General features: G+C 62.0%; 29 protein-coding genes, 4 tRNA genes and 1 pseudogene. 22 read left to right on the top strand and 12 right to left on the bottom strand.

Features of this window, described 5'->3' with window-relative positions:
• Nucleotides 1–3: 3 nt before the first annotated feature.
• Genes JN279_RS24130 through JN279_RS24115 form a run of 4 tightly spaced genes read right to left on the bottom strand, consistent with a single transcriptional unit; the run spans nucleotide 4 to nucleotide 3814 of the window.
• The gene (locus JN279_RS24130) at nucleotides 4–1068 is read right to left on the bottom strand and encodes an ABC transporter ATP-binding protein (protein WP_202350446.1); all 1065 of its coding nucleotides are present in this window, start codon (nucleotides 1066–1068) and stop codon (nucleotides 4–6) included.
• Nucleotides 1065–1847 carry an ABC transporter permease gene (locus JN279_RS24125; RefSeq protein WP_202350445.1) on the bottom strand — a complete coding sequence of 261 codons (783 nt, stop codon included), beginning with the start codon at nucleotides 1845–1847 and terminating at the stop codon, nucleotides 1065–1067. The genes JN279_RS24130 and JN279_RS24125 overlap by 4 nt, the downstream gene beginning before the upstream one ends.
• A gap of 1 nt (nucleotide 1848) precedes the next feature.
• Nucleotides 1849–2715, bottom strand: coding sequence for an ABC transporter permease (locus tag JN279_RS24120; protein WP_202350444.1), 867 nt, complete (start codon nucleotides 2713–2715; stop codon nucleotides 1849–1851).
• A 13-nt stretch (nucleotides 2716–2728) separates the two neighbouring features.
• Nucleotides 2729–3814: a polyamine ABC transporter substrate-binding protein gene (locus JN279_RS24115; protein ID WP_202350443.1), complete on the bottom strand. Its 1086-nt coding sequence runs from the start codon at nucleotides 3812–3814 to the stop codon at nucleotides 2729–2731.
• 91 nt (nucleotides 3815–3905) lie between these two features.
• Here JN279_RS24115 and JN279_RS24110 point away from each other — a divergent pair, with 91 nt between their 5' ends.
• Nucleotides 3906–4544 carry a TetR/AcrR family transcriptional regulator gene (locus JN279_RS24110; protein ID WP_202350442.1) on the top strand — a complete coding sequence of 213 codons (639 nt, stop codon included), beginning with the start codon at nucleotides 3906–3908 and terminating at the stop codon, nucleotides 4542–4544.
• Between the two features lie 32 nt (nucleotides 4545–4576).
• Here JN279_RS24110 and JN279_RS24105 read toward each other — a convergent pair whose 3' ends face one another.
• On the bottom strand, nucleotides 4577–5512 hold the full coding sequence (locus JN279_RS24105) for a DUF1353 domain-containing protein (protein ID WP_202350441.1): 936 nt from the start codon (nucleotides 5510–5512) through the stop codon (nucleotides 4577–4579).
• Nucleotides 5513–5718: 206 nt separating this feature from the next.
• Nucleotides 5719–5794 (bottom strand) — tRNA-Thr (locus JN279_RS24100).
• A gap of 157 nt (nucleotides 5795–5951) precedes the next feature.
• On the opposite strand from JN279_RS24100, the gene JN279_RS24095 reads away from it, so the two are divergent.
• The 3 genes from JN279_RS24095 to JN279_RS24085 all read left to right on the top strand — a co-directional run bounded on the left by JN279_RS24095 (nucleotide 5952) and on the right by JN279_RS24085 (nucleotide 7013).
• Nucleotides 5952–6119, top strand: a complete 168-nt coding sequence (locus JN279_RS24095) for a hypothetical protein (RefSeq protein ID WP_096445604.1) — start codon at nucleotides 5952–5954, stop codon at nucleotides 6117–6119.
• A gap of 197 nt (nucleotides 6120–6316) precedes the next feature.
• Nucleotides 6317–6520, top strand: coding sequence for a hypothetical protein (locus JN279_RS24090; RefSeq protein ID WP_202350440.1), 204 nt, complete (start codon nucleotides 6317–6319; stop codon nucleotides 6518–6520).
• Nucleotides 6521–6707: 187 nt separating this feature from the next.
• A complete protein-coding gene (locus JN279_RS24085; RefSeq protein WP_096457264.1) occupies nucleotides 6708–7013 on the top strand; it encodes a BA14K family protein in 306 nt (101 codons plus the stop codon).
• Nucleotides 7014–7085: 72 nt separating this feature from the next.
• Here the strand turns inward: JN279_RS24085 and JN279_RS24080 are convergent, their stop codons facing one another.
• Both JN279_RS24080 and bhcR read right to left on the bottom strand, forming a co-directional pair.
• Nucleotides 7086–7520, bottom strand: coding sequence for a hypothetical protein (locus tag JN279_RS24080; protein WP_202350439.1), 435 nt, complete (start codon nucleotides 7518–7520; stop codon nucleotides 7086–7088).
• Between the two features lie 134 nt (nucleotides 7521–7654).
• A complete protein-coding gene (gene bhcR / locus JN279_RS24075) occupies nucleotides 7655–8476 on the bottom strand; it encodes an HTH-type transcriptional regulator BhcR (RefSeq protein WP_096445612.1) in 822 nt (273 codons plus the stop codon).
• A 213-nt stretch (nucleotides 8477–8689) separates the two neighbouring features.
• On the opposite strand from bhcR, the gene gcl reads away from it, so the two are divergent.
• From gcl to JN279_RS24060, 3 genes are read left to right on the top strand one after another with little or no spacing between them, the layout of a single operon-like run.
• Complete coding sequence (gcl, locus tag JN279_RS24070) at nucleotides 8690–10471, top strand: glyoxylate carboligase (protein WP_202350438.1); 1782 nt, start codon at nucleotides 8690–8692, stop codon at nucleotides 10469–10471.
• 11 nt (nucleotides 10472–10482) lie between these two features.
• Entirely contained in the window at nucleotides 10483–11280 is a 798-nt protein-coding gene (gene otnI, locus JN279_RS24065; RefSeq protein WP_202350437.1) for a 2-oxo-tetronate isomerase, read from the top strand.
• 48 nt (nucleotides 11281–11328) lie between these two features.
• Nucleotides 11329–12309 (top strand): 2-hydroxy-3-oxopropionate reductase, encoded by a 981-nt coding sequence (locus JN279_RS24060; protein ID WP_274608583.1) that lies wholly within the window; start codon nucleotides 11329–11331, stop codon nucleotides 12307–12309.
• Between the two features lie 121 nt (nucleotides 12310–12430).
• Here the strand turns inward: JN279_RS24060 and JN279_RS24055 are convergent, their stop codons facing one another.
• Complete coding sequence (locus tag JN279_RS24055; protein ID WP_202350435.1) at nucleotides 12431–13279, bottom strand: TrmH family RNA methyltransferase; 849 nt, start codon at nucleotides 13277–13279, stop codon at nucleotides 12431–12433.
• Between the two features lie 202 nt (nucleotides 13280–13481).
• Between JN279_RS24055 and JN279_RS24050 the strand changes: the two genes are divergently transcribed.
• Nucleotides 13482–13566 (top strand) — tRNA-Tyr (locus JN279_RS24050).
• A gap of 89 nt (nucleotides 13567–13655) precedes the next feature.
• Nucleotides 13656–13729: transfer RNA gene (locus JN279_RS24045), tRNA-Gly, on the top strand.
• 79 nt (nucleotides 13730–13808) lie between these two features.
• Here JN279_RS24045 and JN279_RS24040 read toward each other — a convergent pair.
• Nucleotides 13809–14273, bottom strand: a complete 465-nt coding sequence (locus JN279_RS24040; protein ID WP_202350434.1) for a YidB family protein — start codon at nucleotides 14271–14273, stop codon at nucleotides 13809–13811.
• Between the two features lie 130 nt (nucleotides 14274–14403).
• On the opposite strand from JN279_RS24040, the gene JN279_RS24035 reads away from it, so the two are divergent.
• Nucleotides 14404–14661, top strand: a complete 258-nt coding sequence (locus JN279_RS24035) for a GlsB/YeaQ/YmgE family stress response membrane protein (RefSeq protein WP_096445626.1) — start codon at nucleotides 14404–14406, stop codon at nucleotides 14659–14661.
• A gap of 76 nt (nucleotides 14662–14737) precedes the next feature.
• Here JN279_RS24035 and JN279_RS24030 read toward each other — a convergent pair whose 3' ends face one another.
• Both JN279_RS24030 and JN279_RS24025 read right to left on the bottom strand, forming a co-directional pair.
• Nucleotides 14738–14875 (bottom strand): hypothetical protein, encoded by a 138-nt coding sequence (locus JN279_RS24030; protein ID WP_202353893.1) that lies wholly within the window; start codon nucleotides 14873–14875, stop codon nucleotides 14738–14740.
• A 113-nt stretch (nucleotides 14876–14988) separates the two neighbouring features.
• Nucleotides 14989–15876, bottom strand: a complete 888-nt coding sequence (locus JN279_RS24025) for a DMT family transporter (RefSeq protein WP_096445628.1) — start codon at nucleotides 15874–15876, stop codon at nucleotides 14989–14991.
• A 294-nt stretch (nucleotides 15877–16170) separates the two neighbouring features.
• Between JN279_RS24025 and tuf the strand changes: the two genes are divergently transcribed.
• The 12 genes and pseudogenes from tuf (at nucleotide 16171) to rplL (ending at nucleotide 24227) form a co-directional block, all read left to right on the top strand.
• Nucleotides 16171–17346, top strand: coding sequence for an elongation factor Tu (gene tuf, locus JN279_RS24020; RefSeq protein ID WP_010909256.1), 1176 nt, complete (start codon nucleotides 16171–16173; stop codon nucleotides 17344–17346).
• 161 nt (nucleotides 17347–17507) lie between these two features.
• Nucleotides 17508–19169, top strand: coding sequence for a COG3904 family protein (locus JN279_RS24015; RefSeq protein WP_096445634.1), 1662 nt, complete (start codon nucleotides 17508–17510; stop codon nucleotides 19167–19169).
• An 89-nt stretch (nucleotides 19170–19258) separates the two neighbouring features.
• Nucleotides 19259–19741 carry a group II truncated hemoglobin gene (locus JN279_RS24010; RefSeq protein ID WP_096445636.1) on the top strand — a complete coding sequence of 161 codons (483 nt, stop codon included), beginning with the start codon at nucleotides 19259–19261 and terminating at the stop codon, nucleotides 19739–19741.
• Nucleotides 19742–19768: 27 nt separating this feature from the next.
• Entirely contained in the window at nucleotides 19769–19918 is a 150-nt protein-coding gene (locus tag JN279_RS38325; protein WP_244734128.1) for a hypothetical protein, read from the top strand.
• Nucleotide 19919: 1 nt separating this feature from the next.
• Nucleotides 19920–20231 (top strand): annotated as a pseudogene (locus JN279_RS38320) (putative glycolipid-binding domain-containing protein); the annotation flags it as partial.
• A gap of 166 nt (nucleotides 20232–20397) precedes the next feature.
• A tRNA-Trp gene (locus JN279_RS24000) sits at nucleotides 20398–20473 on the top strand.
• A gap of 364 nt (nucleotides 20474–20837) precedes the next feature.
• Nucleotides 20838–21041, top strand: a complete 204-nt coding sequence (secE, locus tag JN279_RS23995; protein ID WP_010909260.1) for a preprotein translocase subunit SecE — start codon at nucleotides 20838–20840, stop codon at nucleotides 21039–21041.
• Between the two features lie 29 nt (nucleotides 21042–21070).
• Nucleotides 21071–21598, top strand: coding sequence for a transcription termination/antitermination protein NusG (gene nusG, locus JN279_RS23990; protein ID WP_010909261.1), 528 nt, complete (start codon nucleotides 21071–21073; stop codon nucleotides 21596–21598).
• A gap of 171 nt (nucleotides 21599–21769) precedes the next feature.
• Nucleotides 21770–22198, top strand: a complete 429-nt coding sequence (gene rplK / locus JN279_RS23985; RefSeq protein ID WP_010909262.1) for a 50S ribosomal protein L11 — start codon at nucleotides 21770–21772, stop codon at nucleotides 22196–22198.
• Between the two features lie 4 nt (nucleotides 22199–22202).
• On the top strand, nucleotides 22203–22901 hold the full coding sequence (rplA, locus tag JN279_RS23980) for a 50S ribosomal protein L1 (RefSeq protein WP_010909263.1): 699 nt from the start codon (nucleotides 22203–22205) through the stop codon (nucleotides 22899–22901).
• 375 nt (nucleotides 22902–23276) lie between these two features.
• Nucleotides 23277–23795 carry a 50S ribosomal protein L10 gene (gene rplJ / locus JN279_RS23975; protein WP_027055613.1) on the top strand — a complete coding sequence of 173 codons (519 nt, stop codon included), beginning with the start codon at nucleotides 23277–23279 and terminating at the stop codon, nucleotides 23793–23795.
• Between the two features lie 54 nt (nucleotides 23796–23849).
• The gene (gene rplL / locus JN279_RS23970) at nucleotides 23850–24227 is read left to right on the top strand and encodes a 50S ribosomal protein L7/L12 (protein WP_010909265.1); all 378 of its coding nucleotides are present in this window, start codon (nucleotides 23850–23852) and stop codon (nucleotides 24225–24227) included.
• The last annotated feature ends 226 nt before the right edge of the window (nucleotides 24228–24453 follow it).

Here is a 24453-nt window from a genome sequence, read left to right as displayed (position 1 = left end):
CGGTCAGTTCGCCAGCAGGATGATGTCGCCAGCGTTGCACGAAACCGCGATTGTGTCGCCAGCCTGAACTGTCGCCGTGGCCGGAGCCTTGGCGATGAATTGCAGCGCGCGGTCCTGCATGGAGGTGGCCAGAACACGTTTGAAGCTGCCCTGGAAGACGACATCGTCGATCCTGGCCTGGCCAAGCGCCACGGCCGCCGAGGCCGCGCCGAGGACAAGGTGCTCCGGTCGTATGGCCAGCGCAACCGCTGAACCCGCCGGCAAAGCGTTGGGCAGCGAGACGGATCCGACCGGCGTCGTGACAGTGCTTGTCCTGTCCCCGGCCTGCGCGACCGTGCCGGCAAGGATCGTGCTTTCGCCCATGAAGGTCGCCGAAAAGCGCGTCGCCGGCCTGGCATAGACGCGCTCGGGCGGGCCTTCGTCCTCGATGCGGCCGTCATTCATCACGACGCAATGATCGGCCAATGCCATCGCTTCTTCCTGGTCGTGGGTGACATGGATGAAGGCGGTGCCGACGCGCTTCTGGATCGCCTTCAACTCGTCCTGCATCTGCCGGCGCAGCTTGAGGTCCAGCGCGCCGAGCGGCTCGTCGAGCAGAAGCACGGCAGGCTCGATGACCAGCGCACGCGCCAGCGCCACGCGCTGCCGCTGGCCGCCGGAGAGCTGGTGTGGCTTCTTGTCGAAGGCGGCGGCGAGGCCAACCAGTGCCAGCGCCTCGCGCGCTTTTGCGGCGCGCGTAACACCGTCGACGCCTTGCATGCGCAGTCCGAAGCCGACATTGCCGCCGACGCTTATATGCGGGAACAGTGCATAGTCCTGGAACACCGTCGTCGTCGGGCGCCTGGCCGGCGGCACCGCGGTGCAGTCCTCGCCGCGGATGAAAACCTTGCCTTCGCTGGGCGTGACGAAGCCGCCCAGGATCGACAACAGCGTCGTCTTGCCGGAACCCGACGGCCCAAGCAGGATCGTGTAGCTGCCGGGCTCGATCCGCAGCGAGACGCCTTTCAGCACCGCCAGCTGCCCGAAACGGTGCGAAACAGCGCGGATATCGACGAGGGGCGCGGTCATGCTTTTCTCCGGCGCAGCAATGTCAGTTCGAACAGCACGACCAGCACGATGGAGACGGCGAAGACCAGCGAACCGACCGCGTTGGTTTTCGGGTTGAGGCCGGAGCGCAGCAGGTTCCAGATTTCCACCGGCAGCGTGGTGTCGAAGCGGGTCAGCAGGAAGGAGATCACGAATTCGTCCCAGGAGAAGGTCATCGACAGGAAGAAGCCGGCGAAGATGGCGGGCGCCATCACCGGCACGGTAATCAGCAGGAGCACCTTCCATTCCGGCGCGCCGAGGTCACGCGCGGCGCGCTCGATGTTGATCTGGTGATCGCCCATCTGGCTGTAGATGATGGCAAAGCACAGCGGCAGGTTGATCACGACGTGGCCGATGCCTGCGGCAAGCAGCGATTTCGGCACGCCAGCCCAGTTGAACAGCACCAGCAATCCCATGCCGATGATGAGATAGCTGACCGTCAGCGGCAGCGTGATCAGCCCGCGCAGCAGGCCGGAACCCGGCAGCACGAAGCGCGCAAACCCCCAGGCGGAAAGGAAGCCGAGCGTGACGGCGGTAGCTGATGAGAGAACCGCGACAATCAGGGAATTGACCAACGCCGACGTCAGCCGCGTGTCGCTGAGAACCGCGTCGTACCAGCGCAGCGACGGGCCGGTGAAGGGCGGGATCGGAAACGACGTCGCCTGCAGCGAAAACAGCACCAGCACGACAACCGGCAGGAAGATGAAGCCGTAGACGGCAAGCGCATAGAGCCAGGATGCGACGCGGACGATCTGGCGCATCTCAGGCCCGCTCGATCTTCAGCCAGCGCGCGCAGGCGAGGTAGGCGATGGTGACGACCGCCATCAGGATGATCGACAGCGCCGAGGCCAGCGGAAAATCGCCGCGCCGGCCGATCTGCATCATCACCAGTTGCGGCATCAAAAGCTCGTTGTTGCCGCCCAGAATCTGCGGCGTGATGTAGTCGCCGATGCACAGCACGAAAGTGAGGAAGGCGCCGACCATGATGCCGGGCAAGGTCAGCGGCAGGACGACATGCAGAAAGGTGCGCACCGGCCCGGCGCCGAGATCGGCTGCCGCCTTGCGGTAGCTCGGGCTGAGCTGCTTGAGGTTGGCGAAAATGGTCAGCGTCAACAGCATGACGAAGAAATGCACGAAGCCGGTGACGGTGGCCAAGCGCGTGTTGGCGAGCTGCAGCGGCTCGCTGATCAGGCCGGAACCGGTGAGCGCGCGGTTGATGACACCGTTCTGCGCCAGCACCAGCAGCCAGGAATAGGAACGCACGACGTAAGAAGTCCAGAACGGCAGCACGGCCAGCATCAGCGCCAGCCGCTGCCAGCGTTCCGGCACCTGTTCGGCGAGGATCCAGGCGAAGGGATAGGCGAGCAACACCGAGATCACGGTGACGATTGCCGTCACCTCGAGCGAGTTCACCATCGCCTGCCAGTAGGAGGGGTTGGTGAAGAACTGGCTGTAGTTGGTCAGCGTGAAGCCGCCACCCTCATGCGCCGTGAGGCTCGAAAACCCCATGGCGATGAACGGCAGCACGAAGAACAGCAGCGTCCAGCCGAGCGCCGGCGTGACCAGCGCCCAGGGCAGGGCATGGCCCGCCCGGGGCAGGGCACGCCCGCTATTCCTGGCAGAGCTCACGAGCGGCAACCGATCACTTCGCCTGCAGCATTTCGGTCCACATGTCCTGCATCTTCTTGTCGAGATCGGCGTTCGGCGCCGGATAGGCTTGCGCACGAGCGAGGAAACCCGGCTGCTCGTCGAAGCGCAGTACCTTCTTCTGGTCGTCGGTCAAAGCTGCCTTGGTGTTCGACGGCATGCCCCAGTAGCAGGATGAAGTGGCAAGCCGCGCCTGGCCTTCGGGGCTCATAATGTACTGGATGAATTTCAGCGCCATATCCTTGTTCTTGGAATCCTTGAACATGGCCAGCGACTGCGACCACAGCACCGCGCCTTCTTTGGGGATGGAGAAGTCCAGCGCCGGGTTCTCCTTGGCCAGCCCCGCCGTCACCCATTCTCCGCCGCCGACGAGAATATCGACCTCGCCGGTGGCGAGCGCGGTCTGGCTGGCGGTGACTTCGCCGACCAGCTTGGCGTTGGCCTTCATCTTGAGCAGCTCGTCCTTGAGCGCGGGCAGGTCGGCTTCGGTCAGATCGGCCGTCTTCTTGCCGATGGCGAGCGCCGCCATGCCAATCACCGGCAGATAATAGTCGTAGATGGCGACCTTGCCCTTGTACTTGTCGCTGGTCAGCGAGGCCAGGGACTGCATGTCGGCCGGATCGACCTTGGTCTTGTTGAAACCGATCGTGTTGTAGCCGAATTTTTCGGTGATGCCGTAGCGCTTGCCGCCGACGACGGTGGAGCCATCCATCTTCACTTGCGGAAACAGATCGGCCAGCGGCAGCTTGTCTTCCGGCAGCGGCTCGAACAGGCCTTTCTCGACACCGCGCGGCACGTCGATGCTGTCGATCACCATCACGTCCCAGTCACCTGGCTGCGACTGCTCGACGATGGCGAGGCCGGCGCCCGTGCCTTCGAACTCCTTGACGTTGACCTTGATGTTGTTGGCTTCTTCGAAGGGCTGCAGCAGCGCCGGATCGGAATGATCGCACCAGATCAGCGCGTTGAGATCGGCGGCCTCGGCGAGGCTGCCGGCCCCAAGCAGCAGCGCCATGGCCGCGCAAGCGGCGTGCAGATGGCGCTTCAGGACGGAAAGTGGATTCCCGGATTTGACGGACATCGAGTGTTCTCCCTTGCCTTTGTGGCTTCTTGCAAAAAATTGAACCAATTCTAAAATTGAGTCAATTCTGTTTTTATGGCAAGAGGCTGATATGAGCGGATTGCGGGCAAGGCAAAAGGCGGACCGGCACAGGCGCATCATCGAGGCGGCGGCAGCGCTTTTCCGCGAGGCCGGCTATGAGGGCGCCAAGATCGAGGCGATCGCCGCGCAGGCGGAAGTGTCGATCGGCACGATCTACAATTACTATGAGAACAAGGGCGACATCCTCGGCGCCATCGTCTCGCTGGAGGTCAACGAAGTGCTGAATGCCGGGCGCGGCGTCGTCGCCAGGCCGCCAGCCAATGTCGGCGACGCGCTGGACACGCTGATCGGCATCTATATCGAGCACTCGCTGCACTATCTCAGCAAGGAGATGTGGCGCCAGGCCATGGCGATCTCGACGCAATTGCCCGACAGCCCGTTCGGCCAGGCCTACACCGCGCTCGACCGCTCGCTCACCGAACAGATCCGCGCGCTGATCGCCCGGCTGCAGGAGATCGGCCTGGTGCGCCAGGACATAGATGGGGCAGCGCTCGGCGAACTGATCTTCAACAACATGAACATGATGTTCATCGAATTCGTGAAGCGCGACGAGGCCAGGATACCGGAATTGCGCGCGGCAATACGCCGGCAGAACCGGATTTTGGTGGCGGCGATCGGACGCGAAAGGGGTGAGACCGCAGCTATGTGAAAGAACCGAGCCCGAGACCGGCGCGGTCGCGTTCATTTTTCGTTGACTGGTAGCCTGAATACTGCGGCAAAATCATTCAGCTTTAGGTCGCGGGGACCGGCAACAAAAGCTGCGTAATCTCCAGATTCGAGCTTTAGAGGCGGTGGATACTTCAAGGCTGCCTGGGCCATGTATTTGTCTAGTGCCGGGACTTGACCTTCGATCCAAGGTGAAATCGTGCCTGCGGGGTTTCGAGCCGCAAGCTCAGCGTCACTCACTACCGAAAATAGTCCCAACGTTTCGCGCGGCACGTCAAAGTCCTTCTTCATCGCCGTTCTAAGGTATTCCAAATACTCATTTCCGCGCTCGGTGTTAGGGGCGATCGGCTGGTCACTGACAATGTCAAGCACCCGACCGTTGGTAGTCTCCAGAGTCCGGACCATCGCAGCGAACTTCGCCAACGCAATGACTCGGGTTTGCGAGTTAACATCATTGAGCGCTTCCTTCTGCCCTGCAGGTCCCTTGTTGCAGGGGCTAGGTGGTTTGACTGAGGGATCAACGGACCAATAGTCCAAGCCAAAAAAGCGCACGGCGACCCAAAAAATGTTCGCCTTCGTTTCACTAACGCCAAGCGAGCGCATCCCAAACCAAAATGTGTTTTGAGTAGAATAGTACTCACGAGCCTTTGAGCAGGAATAGTAATCGTGAATAATTGCAGCATTAAGGTATAGGCCGGAGTACGTATCGCCGACAAAAGTCCAGAATTCCCAGGGGATGCTGGCGCCATCCGTTGCCTCGCCAGCCGGTGCGACCCACTCCAAGCCATTGGGATCCAAGTACCTAAACGGCTTGTCCAGTCGAAAATATGTACGATCTGGGCCGTTGATGAATTCACCATGGGGATTGTCAGGAAATCTTCCAAATTCTTGGCCGTTGGCGCCACTAACCATCATTATTAGGCACACGGCAGAAAAAGCGGTTCTTTTCATTCACCCCTCCCAGTGCGTGTCCAAATCCATGCAGCGGATTTCAGTTGGACTCTCCGAGTTTCGCAGGAAATTGTCGGAAATCAATAGTGGAAACTAGCTGGTTTATTTCTTACCCTTGTGGGCATCGGGTCAAACATGGCGGCAGGGACGACGTTCATGTCGCAACATGCAAACCGCAGATTGTTTCCTTGTGATTTTGATTTTACTGGTGCCCCCGGACGGGATCGAACCGCCGACCTTCGGTTTACAAAACCGCTGCTCTACCAGCTGAGCTACAAGGGCACGGCGCTCCGGTAGCATATTTCGTGCGCCAGTAAAGACAAAACTCCGTTTTCGGTTACCTCCAGCGGTGGATGACGCGGCGGATGCCCATGCTGAAATCCGCTGGCGCGCTTCCTACATATTGGAGAGGTGCAATCGCTTCGGACTGGAGTGTCGCATGATCAGGCTTGTCATCATTCTCCCCATCGTCGTCATCGCGTGGATGTTGCTGGTGAAGCTCGTCAGCGACGTGAAGAAGGCCAATGTCGACTGGACCGGCGTGACCACGATCATTGGCTTCATCGCGCTCGCCTTCTGGCTGCGCCACATTACCGGCATGGGGTGAGAGAGAGCGAATAGGGAATAGCGAGTAGCAAATAGTTGGTAGTGGGACCGAGATTCCCGTGCGATCCTGCCTTCGCTACTCGCTATTTCTCCCGCTCCGCCGAAGAATCTCCTCGACCTTTCGAACCTTTCGACATGCCGCGCCGACTGATCTCCAGAGGCGAATGATCGCCTCGGTCAAGGATCCAGGAGATCATCATGTTCAAGCGCATGCTCACTTCCGCTCTCGTAGCCGTTTTCGTTGCCACAGGCGCGCTGGCCGCCACGGTTCAGACGTCGTCAGCTCACGGTATGCATCATCACCATCATCACTACGACGACGACTATGGCGACTACTGGTGGTACCACCACCACCACCATCGTCATCATCATCACCATGGCGGGGTGGTCATCATCTTTTGATGCCAAGGCCTGTCGCGTTCGAAGGGCGGCCTCGGCCGCCCTTTTGCATTTTCCGTAGCCCCACAGGCAGGAACCGGCAGCATCTTCGCAAAAAATCGAAAAAAGCTTCGAACCTTTTTCTTCGCGGCGACGACAGATGATCAAGAGGCGGATGGATCGCCTCGGTCAACGAAGCAAGGAGATCATCATGTTCAAGCGCACACTCGTTTCCGGCCTCATCGCCACCACTGTCGCCGCCACCGCGTTGGTCGGCACAGTTCAGCCTTCGGCGGCTCATTCGCATCACCACGACCTCGGCATCGGCATTGCCGCCGGCGTCGGCGGGTTCGTCCTTGGCAGCCTGCTTGCCCAGCAGCCGCCGCGTACCGTCTATGTCGACGAAGACGGTGGTTCCTGGCACGTCCGCCGCTGCTTCGATCGCTACTCGAGCTACGATCCGGACTCCGACACCTACATCGGCTACGACGGCTATCGCCACTACTGCCGGCTCTGAGAGGAGGAGGATTGTTTCAGCTATGGAAATAGGGGCTTGAACGAGCCCCTATTTCGTTTGCCTTACAAATACTTACAGTTGGTTTTTCAGACCGGGGTCGGAAATCGGCAAGCCGGCCGCGCCGCAGGTGCTGCCGACGATATGCCTCGTTTCCGAAGCGCCGCCCATGGCGACAAGTTCGAAGCTGCTTCCCGAATCCGGGTAGATCTTGGCAATGAAGGCTTGGTCGCCGCCATAGCTGCCGGACGGATCCTTGCCGTTGACGAAGCCGCAGACGACGATCTCCTTGCGGCCGTTCAGCGTCCGCTCGCCGGCAAGCATCTTCCCGAACCGGGCGGAAGCAGGATCCGGCAAGCGCTGACGGATGCCGGTGGTGATGATCTCCTCCAGGGCAAGCGGGATCGGAATGGGATCGACGCGCTGGCCGCCGCCGGCATCAGGTCGAGGTGCCGCCGCCACGCATCCGCAAAGTGAAGCGACAAGCAAAAGCTGAACCGTTTTGTGCATCCGTGCCCTTTCGCATGCATTCGAACGCCCGGGAAGGCGGAGCCCATGCCGCCGGTGCTTGCGGTGCCGGCATGGCCATACTGCCCGATTTCTCGATATTACGACCAGGAGCGCGCTGCCCCGAGGCAAGGCGATCAGCCGGCTTGCAGGCCGCCGATCATCCGGGTCACCTCAGCCGCGGCACTGCGCACCATCGGCCCGATCTCGGCCAGCCGCTCCGGCGTCACCCGCACGGTTGGCCCCGACACCGAGACGCCGCCGATCGGTTCGCCGAACTCGTTGAAGATGGCGGCGGCCACGCAGCGCATGCCGGGGTGGCGCTCCTCGTCATCGACCGACCAGCCGCGCTGCTTGATGACAGCCAGGTCGTGGGCGAGGGCAGGGATCTCGGACAGTGTCTTGTCGGTGAAGCGCTGCAGGCCGGCTTTGCGCAAGATGGTGCCGACGCGTTCCGGTTCGAGATGCGCCAGCACCGCCTTGCCGATGCCGGACGCGTGGAAGGGGCTGCGTGTTCCCGGGCGGAAGAAGGCGCGGATCGCCTGGTGCGTCTCGACCTGGCTGACGAACACCACGCAATCATCTTCGGCGACGCCGAGATTGGCGGTCTCGCCGGTTCTCTCCATCAGCTCCTGCATGACGATGCGGGCGCGGTCGACCAGCTTGCGGCGGCGCAGGAATGCAGCACCCATGCGGTAGGTTTCGACGCCGATCGACCACAACTGGTCTGACGTGTCGAACTCGACCATGCCGTGGTTTTCGAGCGTCGTCAGCATGCGGTAGGCGGTGGAGGCGGCAAGGCCGCTCTGCGCCGATATCTCGCTCAACGACAGGCCGCTGCCCTCCGCGACGATGGCCAGGATGCGCAAGGCCCGATCGAGCGACTGCACCGAACTGGTTTCGGCGGGGCCATTGAATGCGCGCGGTCGGCCGCGCTGGCGTTTTTCGGTGGTTTCCATGGTGCCAGTCTCGCCGATTTCGCCAAATGTGCAATGAAAAAGTTTTTCACTACGGCGAGGCGGCAAATTCCTGGAAAACGGAAAATCCAATAAAATCAGCACACAGTCACCGTTTTTTAGAAATGAAAAAATATTCTGAAAAAATTGAAAAATAGCCGGCTTGCTGAGATTATCGGCCATCCAACAATGACAACCCCAGTGGAGGGCCGGAAAATGGCCAGGATGCGCGCTGTCGATGCCGCGGTTCTCGTTCTCGAAAAGGAAGGTATCTCCTGCGCCTTCGGCGTGCCGGGCGCGGCGATCAATCCGCTCTATTCGGCGCTGAAGGCGAGGGGCACGATCCGCCACGTGCTGGCCCGCCACGTCGAGGGCGCCTCGCATATGGCCGAGGGCTACACCCGCGCCAAGGCGGGCAATATCGGGCTCTGCATCGGCACTTCGGGGCCGGCCGGCACCGACATGATCACCGGGCTTTACTCGGCCGCCGCCGATTCCATCCCGATCCTCTGCATCACCGGCCAGGCGCCGCGGGCACGGCTGAACAAGGAGGATTTCCAGGCCGTCGACATCGCCGCCATCGCCGCACCCGTCGCCAAATGGGCGGTCACCGTCATGGAGCCTTATCTCGTGCCGATGGCGCTGCAGAAGGCGTTTCACCTCATGCGCTCGTCGCGGCCCGGCCCGGTGCTGATCGACCTGCCGGTTGACGTCCAGTTGGCCGAGATCGAGTTCGACATCGACGCCTATGAGCCGCTGGCGCCGTTCAAGCCGGCGATGACGCGCGCCCAGGCCGAAAAGGCGCTGGCGATGCTCAACGCGGCGGAAAAGCCGCTGATCGTCGCCGGCGGCGGCATCATCAATGCCGATGCATCCGACCTGCTGATCGAGTTCGCCGAAATAACAGGCGTTCCGGTCATTCCGACGCTGATGGGCTGGGGCGCGATCCCCGACGACCACCGGCTGATGGCCGGCATGTGCGGGCTGCAGACCTCGCACCGCTACGGGAACGCCACGATGCTCGAGGCCGACTTCGTCTTCGGCATCGGCAATCGCTGGGCCAACCGTCATACCGGTTCGGTCGATGTCTACACCAAGGGCAAGAAATTCATCCATGTCGACATCGAGCCCACGCAGATCGGCCGTGTCTTCGCGCCGGATCTCGGCGTCGTGTCCGATGCGGGTGCGGCACTGAAAATGCTGCTCGACGTCGCCACCGAGTGGAAGACATCAGGCAAGCTGCGCGACTGGTCGGGCTGGGCCAAGGAATGCCAAGCCCGCAAGAAGACGATGAAGCGCAAGACGCATTTCGACCAGGTGCCGCTAAAGCCGCAGCGCGTCTATGAGGAGATGAACAGGGCGTTCGGCCGCGACGTCACCTATGTCACCACCATCGGCCTGTCGCAGATCGCCGGCGCGCAGTTCCTGCACGTCTACAAGCCGCGCAACTGGATCAATTGCGGCCAGGCCGGCCCGCTCGGCTGGACCTTGCCGGCAGCGCTTGGCGTTCGCGCCGCCGATCCGGACCGCGCATTAGTGGCGCTGTCGGGCGACTATGACTTCCAGTTCATGATCGAGGAGCTGGCGGTCGGCGCGCAACACAGACTGCCTTACATCCATGTCGTCGTGAACAACGCCTATCTCGGCCTGATCCGCCAGGCGCAGCGCGGTTTTGCGATGGACTATGAGGTGAGCCTGGCCTTCGAGAACATCAACCGGTCAGGCGATCCCGAGGCCGGCTATGGCGTCGACCACGTCGCCGTGGCCGAAGCGATGGGCTGCAAGGCGGTCAGGGTGCGCAAGCCCGAGGAGTTTGCCTCCGCCTTCAAGCAGGCGCAGCGGCTGATGAAGGAGCACCGGGTTCCGGTCGTGCTCGAATTCATCCTCGAGCGCGTCACCAACATCTCGATGGGCACCGAGATCGACAAGATCACCGAATTCGAGGACCTTGCCGAAAGCCATGAGGATGCGCCGACCGCGATCGTGATGCTGGATTAGGAGAAAAAGGAATGCCGCGTTTTTCAGCCAATCTGTCGATGCTCTTTGGCGAGCATGATTTCCTCGACCGTTTTGATGCCGCCGCCCGCGCCGGCTTCAAGGGCGTCGAATATATCGGTCCTTACGATCATGCGCCCGAGGTGGTGGCCGCGAGGTTGAAGAAGAACGGCCTGATGCAGGTGCTGTTCAACCTGCCGGCCGGCGACTGGGCCAAGGGCGAGCGCGGCATCGCCGTGCTGCCGGACCGCGTGCCGGAATTCCGCCAGGGCATCGCCAAGGCGATCACCTATGCGCAGGCGCTCGGCTGCCCGCAGGTCAATTGCCTGGCCGGTATTGCGCCGGCGGGCGTCGATCGCAAGGTGCTCGAGGATGTTTTCGCTGAAAACCTCGCTTTCGCGGCGGAGAAGCTGGAGCAGGCAGGCATCCGCCTGCTGATCGAGCCGATCAACACGCGCGACATTCCGGGCTTCTTCCTCAACTATTCGGACCATGCGCTGGCGCTGATCGACCGCGTCGGCTCGAAAAACCTGTTCCTGCAATACGACATCTATCACATGCAGATCATGGAGGGGGATCTCGCCCGTAAAATCGAGGCAAACCTCGGCCGCATCGCGCATATCCAGCTTGCGGACAATCCCGGCCGTCACGAGCCGGGAACGGGCGAGATCAATTATCCCTTCCTCTACGACCACATCGACCACATCGGCTATTCCGGCTGGATCGGCGCGGAATACAAGCCGAAGGCCGGCACCGAGGCCGGCCTGGGCTGGTTCCGGGACCTGGCCGGGCAGGGCAGCGCGGCGGCTTAAGAGCTGGCGCTGACGCTGACGCTGCCAATCTCCCCCCTCGTGGGGGAGATGTCCGGCAGGACAGAGGGGGGGCGTCACAGAACGCCGCCTAACAAAAGACGGAGAACCACAATGGAAACCATAGGCTTCATCGGCCTCGGCATCATGGGCGCGCCGATGGCGGGGCATCTGCTGGATGCCGGCTACAAGGTCATCGCCAGCGACCATCGCTCAAAGCCGCCGACCGACCTCATCGCCAAAGGCCTGAAAACAGTCTCCGGCCATGCCGCCGTGGCAAAAGCCGCCGACATCATCATCACCATGGTACCCGACACCCCGCAGGTCGCCGAGGTGCTGTTCGGCGACAACGGCGTCGCATTGGGCCTGACCAAGGGCAAGCTGGTCATCGACATGAGCTCGATCTCGCCGATCGAGACCAAGATATTTGCGAAGAAGATCAACGAACTGGGCTGCGATTACCTCGACGCGCCGGTTTCGGGCGGCGAGGTCGGCGCCAAGGCGGCATCCCTGACCATCATGGTCGGCGGCGAGGAAAAGGCTTTTGAACGCGCCAAACCCATTTTCGAGAAGATGGGCAAGAACATCACCCTGGTCGGCCCGAACGGTGTCGGCCAGACCACCAAGGTCGCCAACCAGATCGTCGTCGCGCTGACCATTGAAGCCGTCGCGGAAGCGCTTGTTTTTGCTTCGAAAGCCGGGGCCGACCCGGCCAAGGTCAGGCAGGCGCTGATGGGCGGGCTGGCGGCCTCGCGCATTCTCGAAGTGCATGGCGAGCGCATGGTCAAGCGCACCTTCGCGCCAGGCTTCCGCATCGAACTGCACCAGAAGGATCTCAACCTCGCGCTGGAAGGCGCCAAGGCGCTCGGTGTGTCGCTGCCCAACACCTCGACCACGCAGCAGCTGTTCAATTCCTGCGCTGCCAATGGCGGCGCCAAGGAGGATCACTCGGCGCTGGTCAGGGCGCTGGAGCGGATGGCCAATTTCGAGGTCGGTGGCGAGGTGGCAAACGTCAAAGGCAAAGCGGCATAGGTCGGGAGAGGGTGGCGTAATGTTCCCAAGCCGCCCCTCTTTTTCCTGTCGAAGAACGGGTTCCTGCGTCTGTCGCCGGAACCCGTTTCTCGTTTGGGCAGGCGGCCTGCCGCTTCCGAGCTCAGCCGCGCTTCAAAAATGCCCGCGCGGCGTAAAGGCTGACCGCCGCGGCATTCGAGACGTTGAGCGAGCGGATGGCGCCGGGCATGTCGAGCCGCGCCAGCGTCGTCACCGTCTCGCGCGTCTTCTGCCGCAGGCCCTTGCCTTCGGCGCCGAGCACCAGCGCGATCCTGTCGCCGGCAAAGCTGGGTTCGAGTTCCGCCGGCCCGTCCGAATCAAGCCCGATGGTCTGGAAGCCGGCCTCGTGCAACTGCCCGAGGGCGTCGGCCAGGTTCTTCACCTCGATCTGGTCGATATGCTCCAGCGCGCCGGAGGCGGATTTCGCCAGTACGCCCGATTCCTGCGGGCTGTGGCGCGCCGTGGTGATCAGCGCGCCGGCGCCGAAAGCGACCGCCGAGCGCAGGATGGCGCCGACATTGTGCGGATCGGTGACCTGGTCGAGCACCAGCACCAGCCTTGTGTCGCCGAGCGCGTCGAGGCGCTTCGGCTTCAACGGCTCCGCCTCGATCAGCACGCCCTGATGCACGGCGTCCGATCCGGTGATCTTGTCGATGTCCCGGGGCTCGACCAGTTCCGCCTTGAAGGGCAAGGCGGCGAGATCGGCGATCTCGAGACGCTCGGCCGCATTGCGCGTCACCAGCATTTTTTTGATCCGGCGGCGCGGATTGTCGAGTGCCGCCCGCACCGTGTGCAGGCCATAAAGTCGCACCAGGCCGTCGGTGGCGTTCTCGCCCGGCGGAACGGGCTGGCGTGGCCGGAATGCCGGGGCGCCGCCGCTTTTCTCGTCGCGGTGCGCGCGGCGCAGCTTGGCGTAATGGGTGTCTTTGGGGGTGTTGGTCTTGTTGCTCATGGCCGGCTTCTATAGCCGTCCGCCGCGGCCAAGGATATGGCCCGTCGCCGCAGCCGGCGAACAACATCGAAAAACCCTTCCAGTGCGGTTGACACCCACTGGCCTTGCCGCCATAAGGCGCTTCGCTGATTTCGGACAAGACTTCTATCTCGGGCTCCGGGGTCGGCAAGAATGCCTCGTTGCATGGCTCCGGCGGCAGACTGGAGAGGTGCCCGAGTGGTTAAAGGGGACGGACTGTAAATCCGTTGGCTTAGCCTACGTTGGTTCGAATCCAACCCTCTCCACCACTGCCGGCCCGGAAGCCCTGAAACGAAAAAGCATCGGGCCGAAAAGTGCATGGCGCTTTTCGGGTGAATCCGATACTTCAGTGCAAGGCGCGGGTATAGCTCAGTGGTAGAGCAGCAGCCTTCCAAGCTGAATATGCGGGTTCGATTCCCGCTACCCGCTCCAGACTTTCATCCCACAATCGCTAAGCCCTGACACTGCGCGACCATGCGCGCAGCGCTTCCGGACATCAATATGGGCCGCGTCAGCTGTTGAATGCCGACGCCACCTGGTGCTGCTGCGGCAGCTGGCCGTTCGGCGTCAGCTTGTCGACGATGCCGGGCAAAGCCGTGGACAGTTGCTTGAGCAGTTCTCCCTCGTCCATGCCGGTGCGTTGCGCGATCTCGCGGATGACCTGCGGCCCGAGTGCTGCGCCGAGATCATTGGCGTTGATCGACTGGTTCTGCCCGGTGCCGACCCAGGAATCGGCGACATTGCCGTGGCCGGCATCCTTGAGCTTGTCGAGCAAGCCGCCCAGTCCGCCGAGCAGGCCGCCATCACTGGCGGTGGTTCCGACAGGAGTTGGGTCGGCCGGCGCGGGCGCTTGAGGCTGATCCGGCTGTTCAGCGCTTCTGCCGCTCAGCATTTTTCCGACCAGCAACGCGCCGAGCGCGATCATCAGCGGTTTGGTGATGTTGCCGCCGGGAACCGCGTTGTCAAAAAGTCCCATAGTGGATCCTCCATCTCAACCAAGCCCTGCCCATCTCTGACAATGGCGCATCCGGGCGGAATTTCAAGCTGGCTTGAGGTTTTGACAATCATATGAAAATGTCGGGCCGGCGGGGGATGGAGAGGAAAAAATGGGTATCATCAGCTGGATCATTCTCGGCGCCATCGCCGGCTTCCTGGGCAGCAAAATCGTCAACAAAACCGGCCAGGGCCTGCTCATGGATATCGTGCTCGGCATCGTCGGCGCCATCGTCGGCGGCGTGATCTGCAGCCAACTCTTTGGCATAGGCGTCACCGGCCTCAACATCTCCAGCCTGATCGTCTCAGTGGTTGGCGCGATAGTTGTGCTGTGGGCTTACCACCAGTTCAGCGGAAGGCGGACGCTTTAGGGCCCCCCAGAGCGTCTGAAGTTTCAAAATATTGCTGAGGCAAGACCAGCTGCAGCCGGTATGTGCGGCCGCTTGCCTATGGCATCAACACCGCATCGGCCGCGGCGAAGAAGATCAGCGTTCCGGCGATGAACACCGCCCAGCCGACGAGCGACTTGCGAATGGCAGCCTTGTGCTCGGCGTCGGAGTACTTGTTCTGGTCAAAATCGGTCATGGGGAAGCTCCCTTGGCTGATTTATCACGGCATCGTCGGATAGGCGATATATCGCCGAATAGACGATCAATCTGGGCTCTGCAACAGCAGAAACAGACACTCGGATGGCGATGCTACGCCACGACGGTCAGCCTGCGCTTGCGCTGGTCCAGCGACACGATGGTGAGCCCGCTGCCAACCACCAGCAGGATGCCGCAGACCGCCAGCGCGTTGGGGAACTGCCCGAACACCAACAGGCCCGAAATGACCGCCCAGACGGTGAAGCTGTAATAGAACGGCGCCACTGCGCTGGTCGGGCCGACGCGATAGGCCATGAAGATGAAGAAATGGCCGAAGATCAGGAAAAATCCGGCGCCGGCCATCAACAGCAGATGGCGGGCCTCGGGCATGACCCAGCGCTCGGACATCAGATGCGCCGCACCCGCGCCGATCAGCACCACCACGACGGCGGAAATCGCCACGATCATTCCCGGCACTTCAGCGGGGACACGCCTGCCGGCAAGGTCGCGCGCGGCTGACAGCGCCGCATTGCCGAGCGCCAGCAGAGCGTAGACGGAAATGCCTTGCATGGTCGGTTGCGCCACCATCAGCGCGCCGATGAAACCGAGCCCGATCAGCGCCATGCGCTGGCCGCCGATGCGTTCGCCAAACAGGATCGAGGAGCCGACCAGCATCAGGAGCGGCGTGATTTGCCCAAGCGCGGTGGAATCCGCGATCTGCATGTTGGCGAGCGCCACGACGTAGCAGAGGATCGCCGCCATCTCGAGCAGGTTCCGGCGCAGCACATGGCCGTCGAAGATCAACGGGATTTGTTTGCCGTAGCCGAGCAGGAACAACAGCGGGAAGCCCCAGAGCGTCGCCGCCACGCCGCGCAGGAACAGCACCTCGTAGGACGGCAGGCCTGCGGTGGCCAGTTTCATCATCGTGTCGTTGACCAGGTACGACCCCGTCGAAACGATCATGAACAGCGGGCCGCGGATCGAGGCAGGAATGAAATGCATGGGGTCAGGAGATCAGACCTCGGTTGCCGCCGCAATGGGCCATCAACTGGCGGTGATCCAGACAGGGATTGGCGGGCGGGAGCCCTCGATGCAGGCCGCGATCGATCGGCCTGTCACCCATTTCATTTCACCCATCGCCTTCCTATATCAGCGCCACATCCCCGCAATCGGATCCCAGGTTCGGACTGAGTGAGACGGCACCCAGCCAAAAGACGCTTGTGTTTTTTGGCCTTTGTCGCTAATCGCCCCGCATTCGACAGAACTGAAGGTCAAGGCCGTCCAAGGAAAGAGACTATGGCAAAAGGTAAATTCGAGCGCACTAAGCCTCATGTGAACATCGGCACGATTGGTCACGTTGACCATGGCAAGACGTCGCTGACGGCGGCGATCACGAAGTATTTTGGCGAGTACAAGCGCTACGACCAGATCGATGCGGCGCCGGAAGAGAAGGCCCGCGGCATCACCATCTCGACGGCTCACGTCGAATACGAGACGGCCAACCGCCACTACGCCCACGTCGACTGCCCCGGCCACGCCGACTATGTGAAGAACATGATCACCGGCGCCGCGCAGATGGACGGCGCGATCCTGGTCGTGTCGGCTGCCGACGGCCCGATGCCGCAGACCCGCGAGCACATCCTGCTCGCCCGTCAGGTCGGCGTGCCGTCGATCGTGGTGTTCCTCAACAAGGTCGACCAGGTCGATGACGCTGAGCTGCTCGAACTGGTCGAGCTCGAGGTGCGCGAACTGCTGTCGAAGAACGAATTCCCCGGCGACGACATTCCGATCGTCAAGGGTTCGGCGCTGGCTGCTCTTGAAGATTCGAACAAGACCATCGGCGAGGACGCGATCCGCGAGCTGATGGCTCAGGTCGACGCCTACATCCCGACGCCGGTTCGTCCGCTCGACAAGCCGTTCCTGATGCCGATCGAAGACGTGTTCTCGATCTCGGGTCGTGGCACGGTCGTGACCGGCCGCGTCGAGCGCGGCGTGGTCAAGGTTGGCGAGGAACTCGAAATCATCGGCATCCGTCCGACGACCAAGACGACCTGCACGGGCGTTGAAATGTTCCGCAAGCTGCTCGACCAGGGCCAGGCTGGCGACAACATCGGCGCGCTGCTGCGTGGCGTTGACCGCGAAGGTGTCGAGCGCGGCCAGGTTCTGGCCAAGCCGGGCACGGTGAAGCCGCACAAGAAGTTCGTGGCCGAGGCTTACATCCTGACCAAGGACGAAGGTGGCCGTCACACGCCGTTCTTCACCAACTACCGCCCGCAGTTCTACTTCCGCACGACGGACGTGACCGGCATCGTGTCGCTGCCGGCTGGCACCGAAATGGTGATGCCTGGCGACAACATCACGGTCGATGTCGAGCTGATCGTGCCGATCGCCATGGAAGAGAAGCTGCGCTTCGCCATCCGTGAAGGCGGCCGCACCGTCGGTGCCGGCATCGTCGTCACCATCAAGGAATAATCGAGACCGGCATTAGCCGGATCGACAAGAAAGGGCGGTCTTCGGGCCGCCCTTTTTTGTTTTCGCCACTGCGCGGCCTGCGAGCGGCGTCAGCCCTCAAAGCTGTTGCAAGCGCCATCACGCCAACTAGTATAGGTTGCATTGCGGGAGCTTGCCGAAGAGTGGTTCCAGGGCGCTGTTTCGATGGGAAGGCATGGTGGTCGCAAGCGCTGGCTGGTCTTGCGCTGTTGATTGCCATGGTGCTGTCTGTCGCGGCGGCGCACTGCCAGGAGCAGTCGCTGGACATCCCGCCGATGCGGTTCGCCGTCGTGCGCAGCAATGCACCGGGCTGCGAGCCCAATTGTCCGGAATGGATATCGGCGGAAGGCACGATCGAGGCGGGCACGCCGTCGCTGTTCAAGCGCACGCTCAAGGCGCTCAAGGGCCGGCAATTGCCGGTGGTCGTCAATTCCCCCGGCGGCAATGTCGATGCGGCGGTGACGCTTGGCCAGATGATCCGCAAGAACAGGCTCGACATCGCCGTCGGCACGACGGTGTTTTCCGGCTGCGAGCCGGAGATGAAGAATTGCCGGGATAACCAGGGCAAGGGCGCCGACTATTTCGGCATGGCCTATGACGACGGCGCCATGTGCAATTCCGCTTGCCCGCTGATGTTTTCCGGCGGTGTCCGCCGCGTGGTCGGGGAGTTTGCCTATCTCGGTGTCCACCAGGTCACCACCACCTACAAGCGCGAGAAGCTGCTCTACCGGACGACCTACCGGATCGTGAACGGCAAGAAGAAGATCATCAGCTCCAAAATCGTCAGCCGCAAGAATGCGGGCAGCTACAAAACCTACGAAATGAGCAAGGCGGTCGAGAAGAAGCTTTCGGCCTATCTGCAGGAGATGGGGATAGGCGAAGGCGTGTTCATCACGATGAAGAACACGCCGGCCAGCGAAATCCATCAGCTGGTTCTCGAAAACATGCTCCACATGAACCTCGTCACCTCCCTCGACACCGTCGAGCTTTTCACCGCCGCAACCATCTGCAAGGCAAATCCGATGCCGGCAAACTGCCGGGAGATACCAACGGGCCAAGAGGCGACGCCCGCCAATCTCCCGACCGCCCAGGCAAAACCCGCCCCCGTTGCGCCGGCTGAGGCCACGGCACCGAAACAGGCAGACATGCGCTTCGTGCTTGTCCGCGGCAGCAACCCGCTGTGCAATCCCGACTGTCCGGAATGGATCTCGGCGGAGGGCTCGATCACCGCGCAGACGCCCGAAAAGCTTCGGCAGGCGCTCGATGCCATCGCCGGCCGGCGGCTGCCGATCGTGATCAGCTCGCAAGGCGGCGATGTCGAGGGCGCGCTTGCCACGGGCAGGCTGATCCGGGAACGCAAGCTCGACGTCGTTGTCGCCCATACGGATTTCGTGGATTGCGATCCCTCGGCGGAGTGTTTGGCCAAGGATGGCGTGCACACCGGGCTCACCATCGAAGCCGAGGGCGAATGTGCTTCGGCCTGTCCGATCATGGTTGCCGGTGGCGTAAAGCGCCTCATCGGGCCGGCCGTGCGCCTCAGCGTGAGTTCCGTTGGGCTTGGGGACAAGGTCAAGGCGTATTTCGAGGAGATGGCGATCGGCCCCGGCCTGTTCGACGCCATACAGCTTTCCTCAGCCAAACGGCAGCTCTATCAGCAGGCGATACTGAAATTCGGGCTGGCGACCGGGCCACAGTCTGCCGACGAACTGACGGGGGCCACCATATGCAGGTCGGCTCCGAGGCCGGACAATTGCCGGATCGTGCCGTCCGCGAACGCCGAAGCCGACATGCCGGCCAAACTTTAGCGCGATATGTTGAACTGGCCATCGAGGCAGGTTGAGATCGGCCGGATGTTTCCGCTACCGTCTGCGGCGATCGAGGACAGGTTACCGCCATGCGCAAAGATGTTCCGACACTCTACGAATGGGCCGGCGGCAGCGACGCCCTGAACCGGTTGACGCAGACCTTTTATGACAAGGTGGCAAAGGACCCGGTCGTCGGCCCGGTATTCAAGACCATGTCGCCGGACCATCCCGTCCATGTCGCCGCCTTCATTGGCGAAGTCTTCGGCGGACCGAAGACCTACAGCGAAAAGTTCGGCGGCCACCGCGAGATGGTCATGCATCATCTGGGCAAGCATTTGACCGAGGAGCAGCGGCGCCGCTGGATCAATCTCCTTGCCGATGCCGCCGATGCCGTCGGTCTGCCCGACGATCCCGAATTCCGCTCGGCCTTCATGGGCTATGTCGAATGGGGATCGCGGTTGGCCAAGATGAACTCCAATCTCGGCGCGACCTGCGATCCCGAGACTGAACCGATGCCGGCCTGGGGCTGGGGCGTGCCCGGCGGGCCGTACACGCCGCCGGAAACAAAGTAGCTTCCAGTCGCATCGGAGTGCAGGACCATGTCGGAAGATTTCAAGATCGTGCGCTGGCGCGAGTGGGACGGCCCCGGTATCGAGCATCTTGAACTGCGCCAGCGGGCAGGGGAGGTCCTGGCCGACCCGTCGTCATTTGCTCCGGTCACCCCCTTTTCGCCGCCCGCTATCGCATAGAATGCGACGCGAATTGGCACGCCGGCGTGTCACGGTCGACATGATCGGCAGCGGGCGGACCCTTGTCCTTGCCGCCGACGGCGAAGGCCACTGGCTCCTGGACGGCCTGCCGGTGCCTGAACTGGAGGGCGTGATCGACCCTGATCTCACCGTTACCCCGTTCACCAACACGTTGCCGATCCGCCGCTTGCGGCTTTCCTCCGGGCAGAGTGCCGAGATCACCACCGCCTTCATCGAATTCCCGGCGCTCACGGTCGTCAGCAACCCGCAGCGCTACACATGCCTCGAGGAGGGCAGGCGATATCTCTATGAATCGCGCGCCAGTGACTTCAAGCGCGAAGTCGAGATCGACCGTGACGGGCTGGTCATCGCTATCCAGATTTCTGGCAAAGGGGATGAAGGCGCGTTTGCGTGCAAACCACTCTTTACAGAGAGCGCGGAAGCTTTTAGGAAGCCCCTGCTGCGCCGAGGCGCGCGATACGGGCATAGCTCAGTTGGTAGAGCGGCGGTCTCCAAAACCGCAGGTCGTAGGTTCGAGCCCTGCTGCCCGTGCCATTTCTTGAAATGGCCATCTGAAACGACATTTCCGCGGGCCGCCCTTTGAAAATCGGCGACGCGCTTGCCATATTAGCCCGATTGGGGCATAAGGGCGCCATAGCCGGGACGGAACGACTGGATGGTTCCGAGGCGGCGTTTGGTCATAAAGCGGACACTTGCCACTTGCGTGGATCAAGAATCGGTTTTATGTAGACAGAACAGACACGCGACGCGTGGAGCTGGGAAGCCGGCTTTACGCGTCTGATTTGCATGGGCGAAATGATTGCGCTGATTCGGCGCGAGACTGGGCTCAGGCGGCACGTCCCGGCCAGCGGGATCATCCAGGGGACCCGGCCAACGGGTCTTGAAGACAGAGCGGCATATGGCTTCGAAAACCACAAATCCTTTCGTCTTTCTCCAGCAGGTTCGCTCGGAGACCGCCAAGGTGACTTGGCCGTCGCGGCGCGAAACGATGATCTCGACGGTGATGGTTCTGGCCTTCGCTGTGATTGCGATGATCTTTTTCTTTAGCGCCGATCAGTTGATGGGCCTCGCGATCGAACAGATTCTGGGCATTGGACGCTAAGTCCGGCGACTACGGAGAAGTCTAAAAAAATGGCTGCGCGCTGGTACATCGTCCACGCTTATTCGAACTTTGAAAAGAAGGTCGCTGAGGATATCGAGAACAAGGCCAAGCAGAAGGGCCTGTCCGCCGATATCGAGCAGATCGTGGTGCCGACCGAGAAGGTGGTCGAGGTTCGTCGTGGCCGCAAGGTCGATGCCGAGCGCAAGTTCTTCCCGGGCTACGTGCTCCTGAAGGCCAATTTGACCGATGCCGTTTTCTCGCTGGTCAAGAACACGCCGAAGGTCACCGGCTTTCTCGGCGACTCCAAGCCGGTGCCAATCACCGAGGCGGAGGCGCAGCGCATCCTGAACCAGGTGCAGGAAGGCGTCGAGCGGCCGAAGCCGTCGGTCACGTTCGAGATCGGCGAGGCGATCCGCGTCTCGGATGGTCCTTTCGCGTCGTTCAACGGTTTCGTCCAGGAAGTGGACGAGGAGCGGGCGCGGCTCAAGGTGGAAGTTTCGATCTTCGGGCGCGCCGTGCCTGTCGATCTGGAATTCGGACAGGTCGAAAAGGGCTGATCCGAAATCCCTGATGCCGTCTGGCGATCAGGGGAGGCGGTGCGGAAACGCATGGCCTGAGAACGGTGGGAGGCGAATGTGGCTTTAGCCGGCCGCGCGAACCGCACCACCAGACTGCAACCGCCGGTGTTTCCCGAGATGGGGCTGGCATAGACAAAGGCAGGAAAAGAGATGGCTAAGAAAATTGCAGGCCAGCTCAAGCTTCAGGTCTCCGCGGGTTCGGCTACGCCGTCGCCCCCGATCGGCCCGGCGCTTGGTCAGCGTGGCATCAACATCATGGAGTTCTGCAAGGCGTTCAACGCGCAGACCCAGGAAATGGAAAAGGGATCGCCGGTTCCGGTCGTCATCACCTACTATCAGGACAAGTCGTTCACCTTCGTCATGAAGACGCCGCCGGTGAGCTATTTCCTGAAGAAGGCCGCGAACCTGAAGTCGGGCTCGAAGGAGCCGGGCAAGGTCAAGGCTGGCACCGTTTCGCGCGACAAGGTGCGCGAAATCGCGACCGCCAAGATGAAGGATCTGAACGCAAACGACGTCGAGGCGGCCATGCGCATGGTCGAGGGCTCCGCCCGCTCGATGGGTCTGGAAGTGGTGGGCTGAGATCATGGCAAAGATTGCAAAGCGTGTATCGAAGACCCGCGAAGGCATCGATCCCAACAAGGCTTACGCCCTGGGTGAAGCGCTGAAGCTGCTCAAGGACCGTTCCTCGGTCAAGTTCGACGAGACCGTCGAAGTCGCCATGAACCTCGGCGTCGACCCGCGCCATGCCGACCAGATGGTCCGCGGCGTGGTCAATCTGCCGAACGGCACCGGCCGCTCGGTTCGCGTCGCCGTGTTCGCCCGTGGCGACAAGGCCGAGGAAGCCAAGGCCGCCGGCGCCGACATCGTCGGTGCGGAGGACCTGGTCGACATCGTCCAGAAGGGCACGATCGATTTCGATCGCTGCATCGCCACGCCGGACATGATGCCGCTGGTCGGCCGTCTCGGTAAGGTGCTCGGCCCGCGCGGCATGATGCCGAATCCGAAGGTCGGCACCGTCACCACCGACGTCGCCGCTGCCGTCAAGGCATCGAAGGGCGGCGCTGTCGAGTTCCGCGTCGAGAAGGCCGGCATCGTTCATGCCGGCGTCGGCAAGGTCTCGTTCGACGTCAAGGCGCTGGAAGAGAACATCCGTGCCTTCGCCGATGCGGTGACCAAGGCAAAGCCGGCTGGCGCCAAGGGCAACTACGTCAAGAAGGTGTCGGTCACCTCGACGATGGGCCCGGGCCTCAAGCTCGACGTCTCGACGCTCGCAGCGTCCTGATTAAGACCATTTGGATCGGCCGCTGGAAGGCTGATCCGTGACTGAATTCCGGGCCTTGGATTTATCCTGGGCCCGGTGCCGGAAGTCGAAAGGCTTCCGGACATCCTGTCCGAGATTGCAGGCGGCCCAAAAGCCTTAATTCAATTGGGCCTGCATGAGACGGGTGAAGACCGGACAACGGAGCAAGTGCTCCAATGAAAGGTTCGAACCGTGTTTGCCTTTTGTCTGCGCATCGTCGGCTTGGCCGTCGGTGTGGCGAAAGGGGGCAGGATCCTCGAGCGTCGTTCGGGAGATCCGTTACTGGATGGCCCGGCCGGCAAAAGGCAACCCGACGCCTGTCCTCGTATTAGGGCAGGGGTCAACTGGAGATAGGCAGTGGACAGAGCGGAAAAGCGCGAACTCGTCACGGGCCTGAACGAAGCGTTCGGAAACGCAGGTTCAGTCGTCGTGGCCCACTATGCCGGTATCACCGTCGCGCAAATGAACGACCTTCGGTCGAAAATGCGCGCTGCCGGTGGCACCGTTAAAGTCGCGAAGAACCGTCTCGCCAAAATCGCTCTTCAGGGCACGGACTCCGCATCGATCATCGACCTGTTCAAGGGACAGACGCTGATCGCCTATTCGGAGGATCCGATTGCGGCGCCGAAGGTCGCGTCCGATTTCGCCAAGGGGAATGACAAGTTGATCATTCTCGGCGGCGCAATGGGCACCACCTCGCTCAATGCCGACGGTGTGAAGGCACTCGCCACACTTCCGTCGCTCGATGAGCTGCGCGCCAGGCTGGTTGGCATGATCGCCACGCCGGCAACCCGGATCGCCCAGATCGTCAATGCGCCAGCGGCCTCGGTCGCGCGCGTCATCGGCGCTTACGCCCGGAAGGACGAGGCGGCATGAGGCCGTTCCTCGCTATCAAAAACACACGTTCGAACCTAACGAAGGAATACAACAATGGCTGATCTCGCAAAGATCGTAGACGACCTTTCGAAGCTGACCGTCCTCGAGGCGGCCGAGCTGTCGAAGCTTCTGGAAGAAAAGTGGGGCGTTTCGGCTGCTGCTCCGGTGGCGGTTGCCGCTGCCGGCGGCGCTGCCGCTGCTGCTGCTCCGGCCGAGGAAAAGACGGAATTCGACGTCGTCCTCACCGACGCTGGCGCTCAGAAGATCAACGTCATCAAGGAAGTCCGCGCCATCACCGGTCTTGGCCTCAAGGAAGCCAAGGACCTGGTCGAAGCGGCTCCGAAGCCGGTCAAGGAAGGCGTTTCCAAGGCCGACGCTGACAAGTTCAAGGCCCAGCTGGAGGCAGCCGGCGCCAAGGTCGACCTGAAGTAAGCGTAAAAGCGGCGGGCGGCCTCGCGCCGTCCGCCACTCCCTTCGCTTGGAGGGAGGACGCGTAGCGCGAGATGTACGAGAACCTCTTTCCTGAGGGCCGCAACCGGCCTTCAGGAAACGGGTTTTCTCCCGTTTTAGCCGGCCGCCGAAAGGCGAACGGAGAACAGACAGAGAGCCGCCGCCCAGGCGGCTCGGTATGCAAGGCGGACCGCGGCGAGGTCCGTCC

The organism is Mesorhizobium sp. 113-1-2 (assembly GCF_016756475.1).
GTDB classification, from domain to species: domain Bacteria; phylum Pseudomonadota; class Alphaproteobacteria; order Rhizobiales; family Rhizobiaceae; genus Mesorhizobium; species Mesorhizobium loti_C.
The sequence above is the reverse complement of the archived record's forward strand: the minus strand, read 5'-3'. Positions and strand labels throughout refer to the sequence as shown.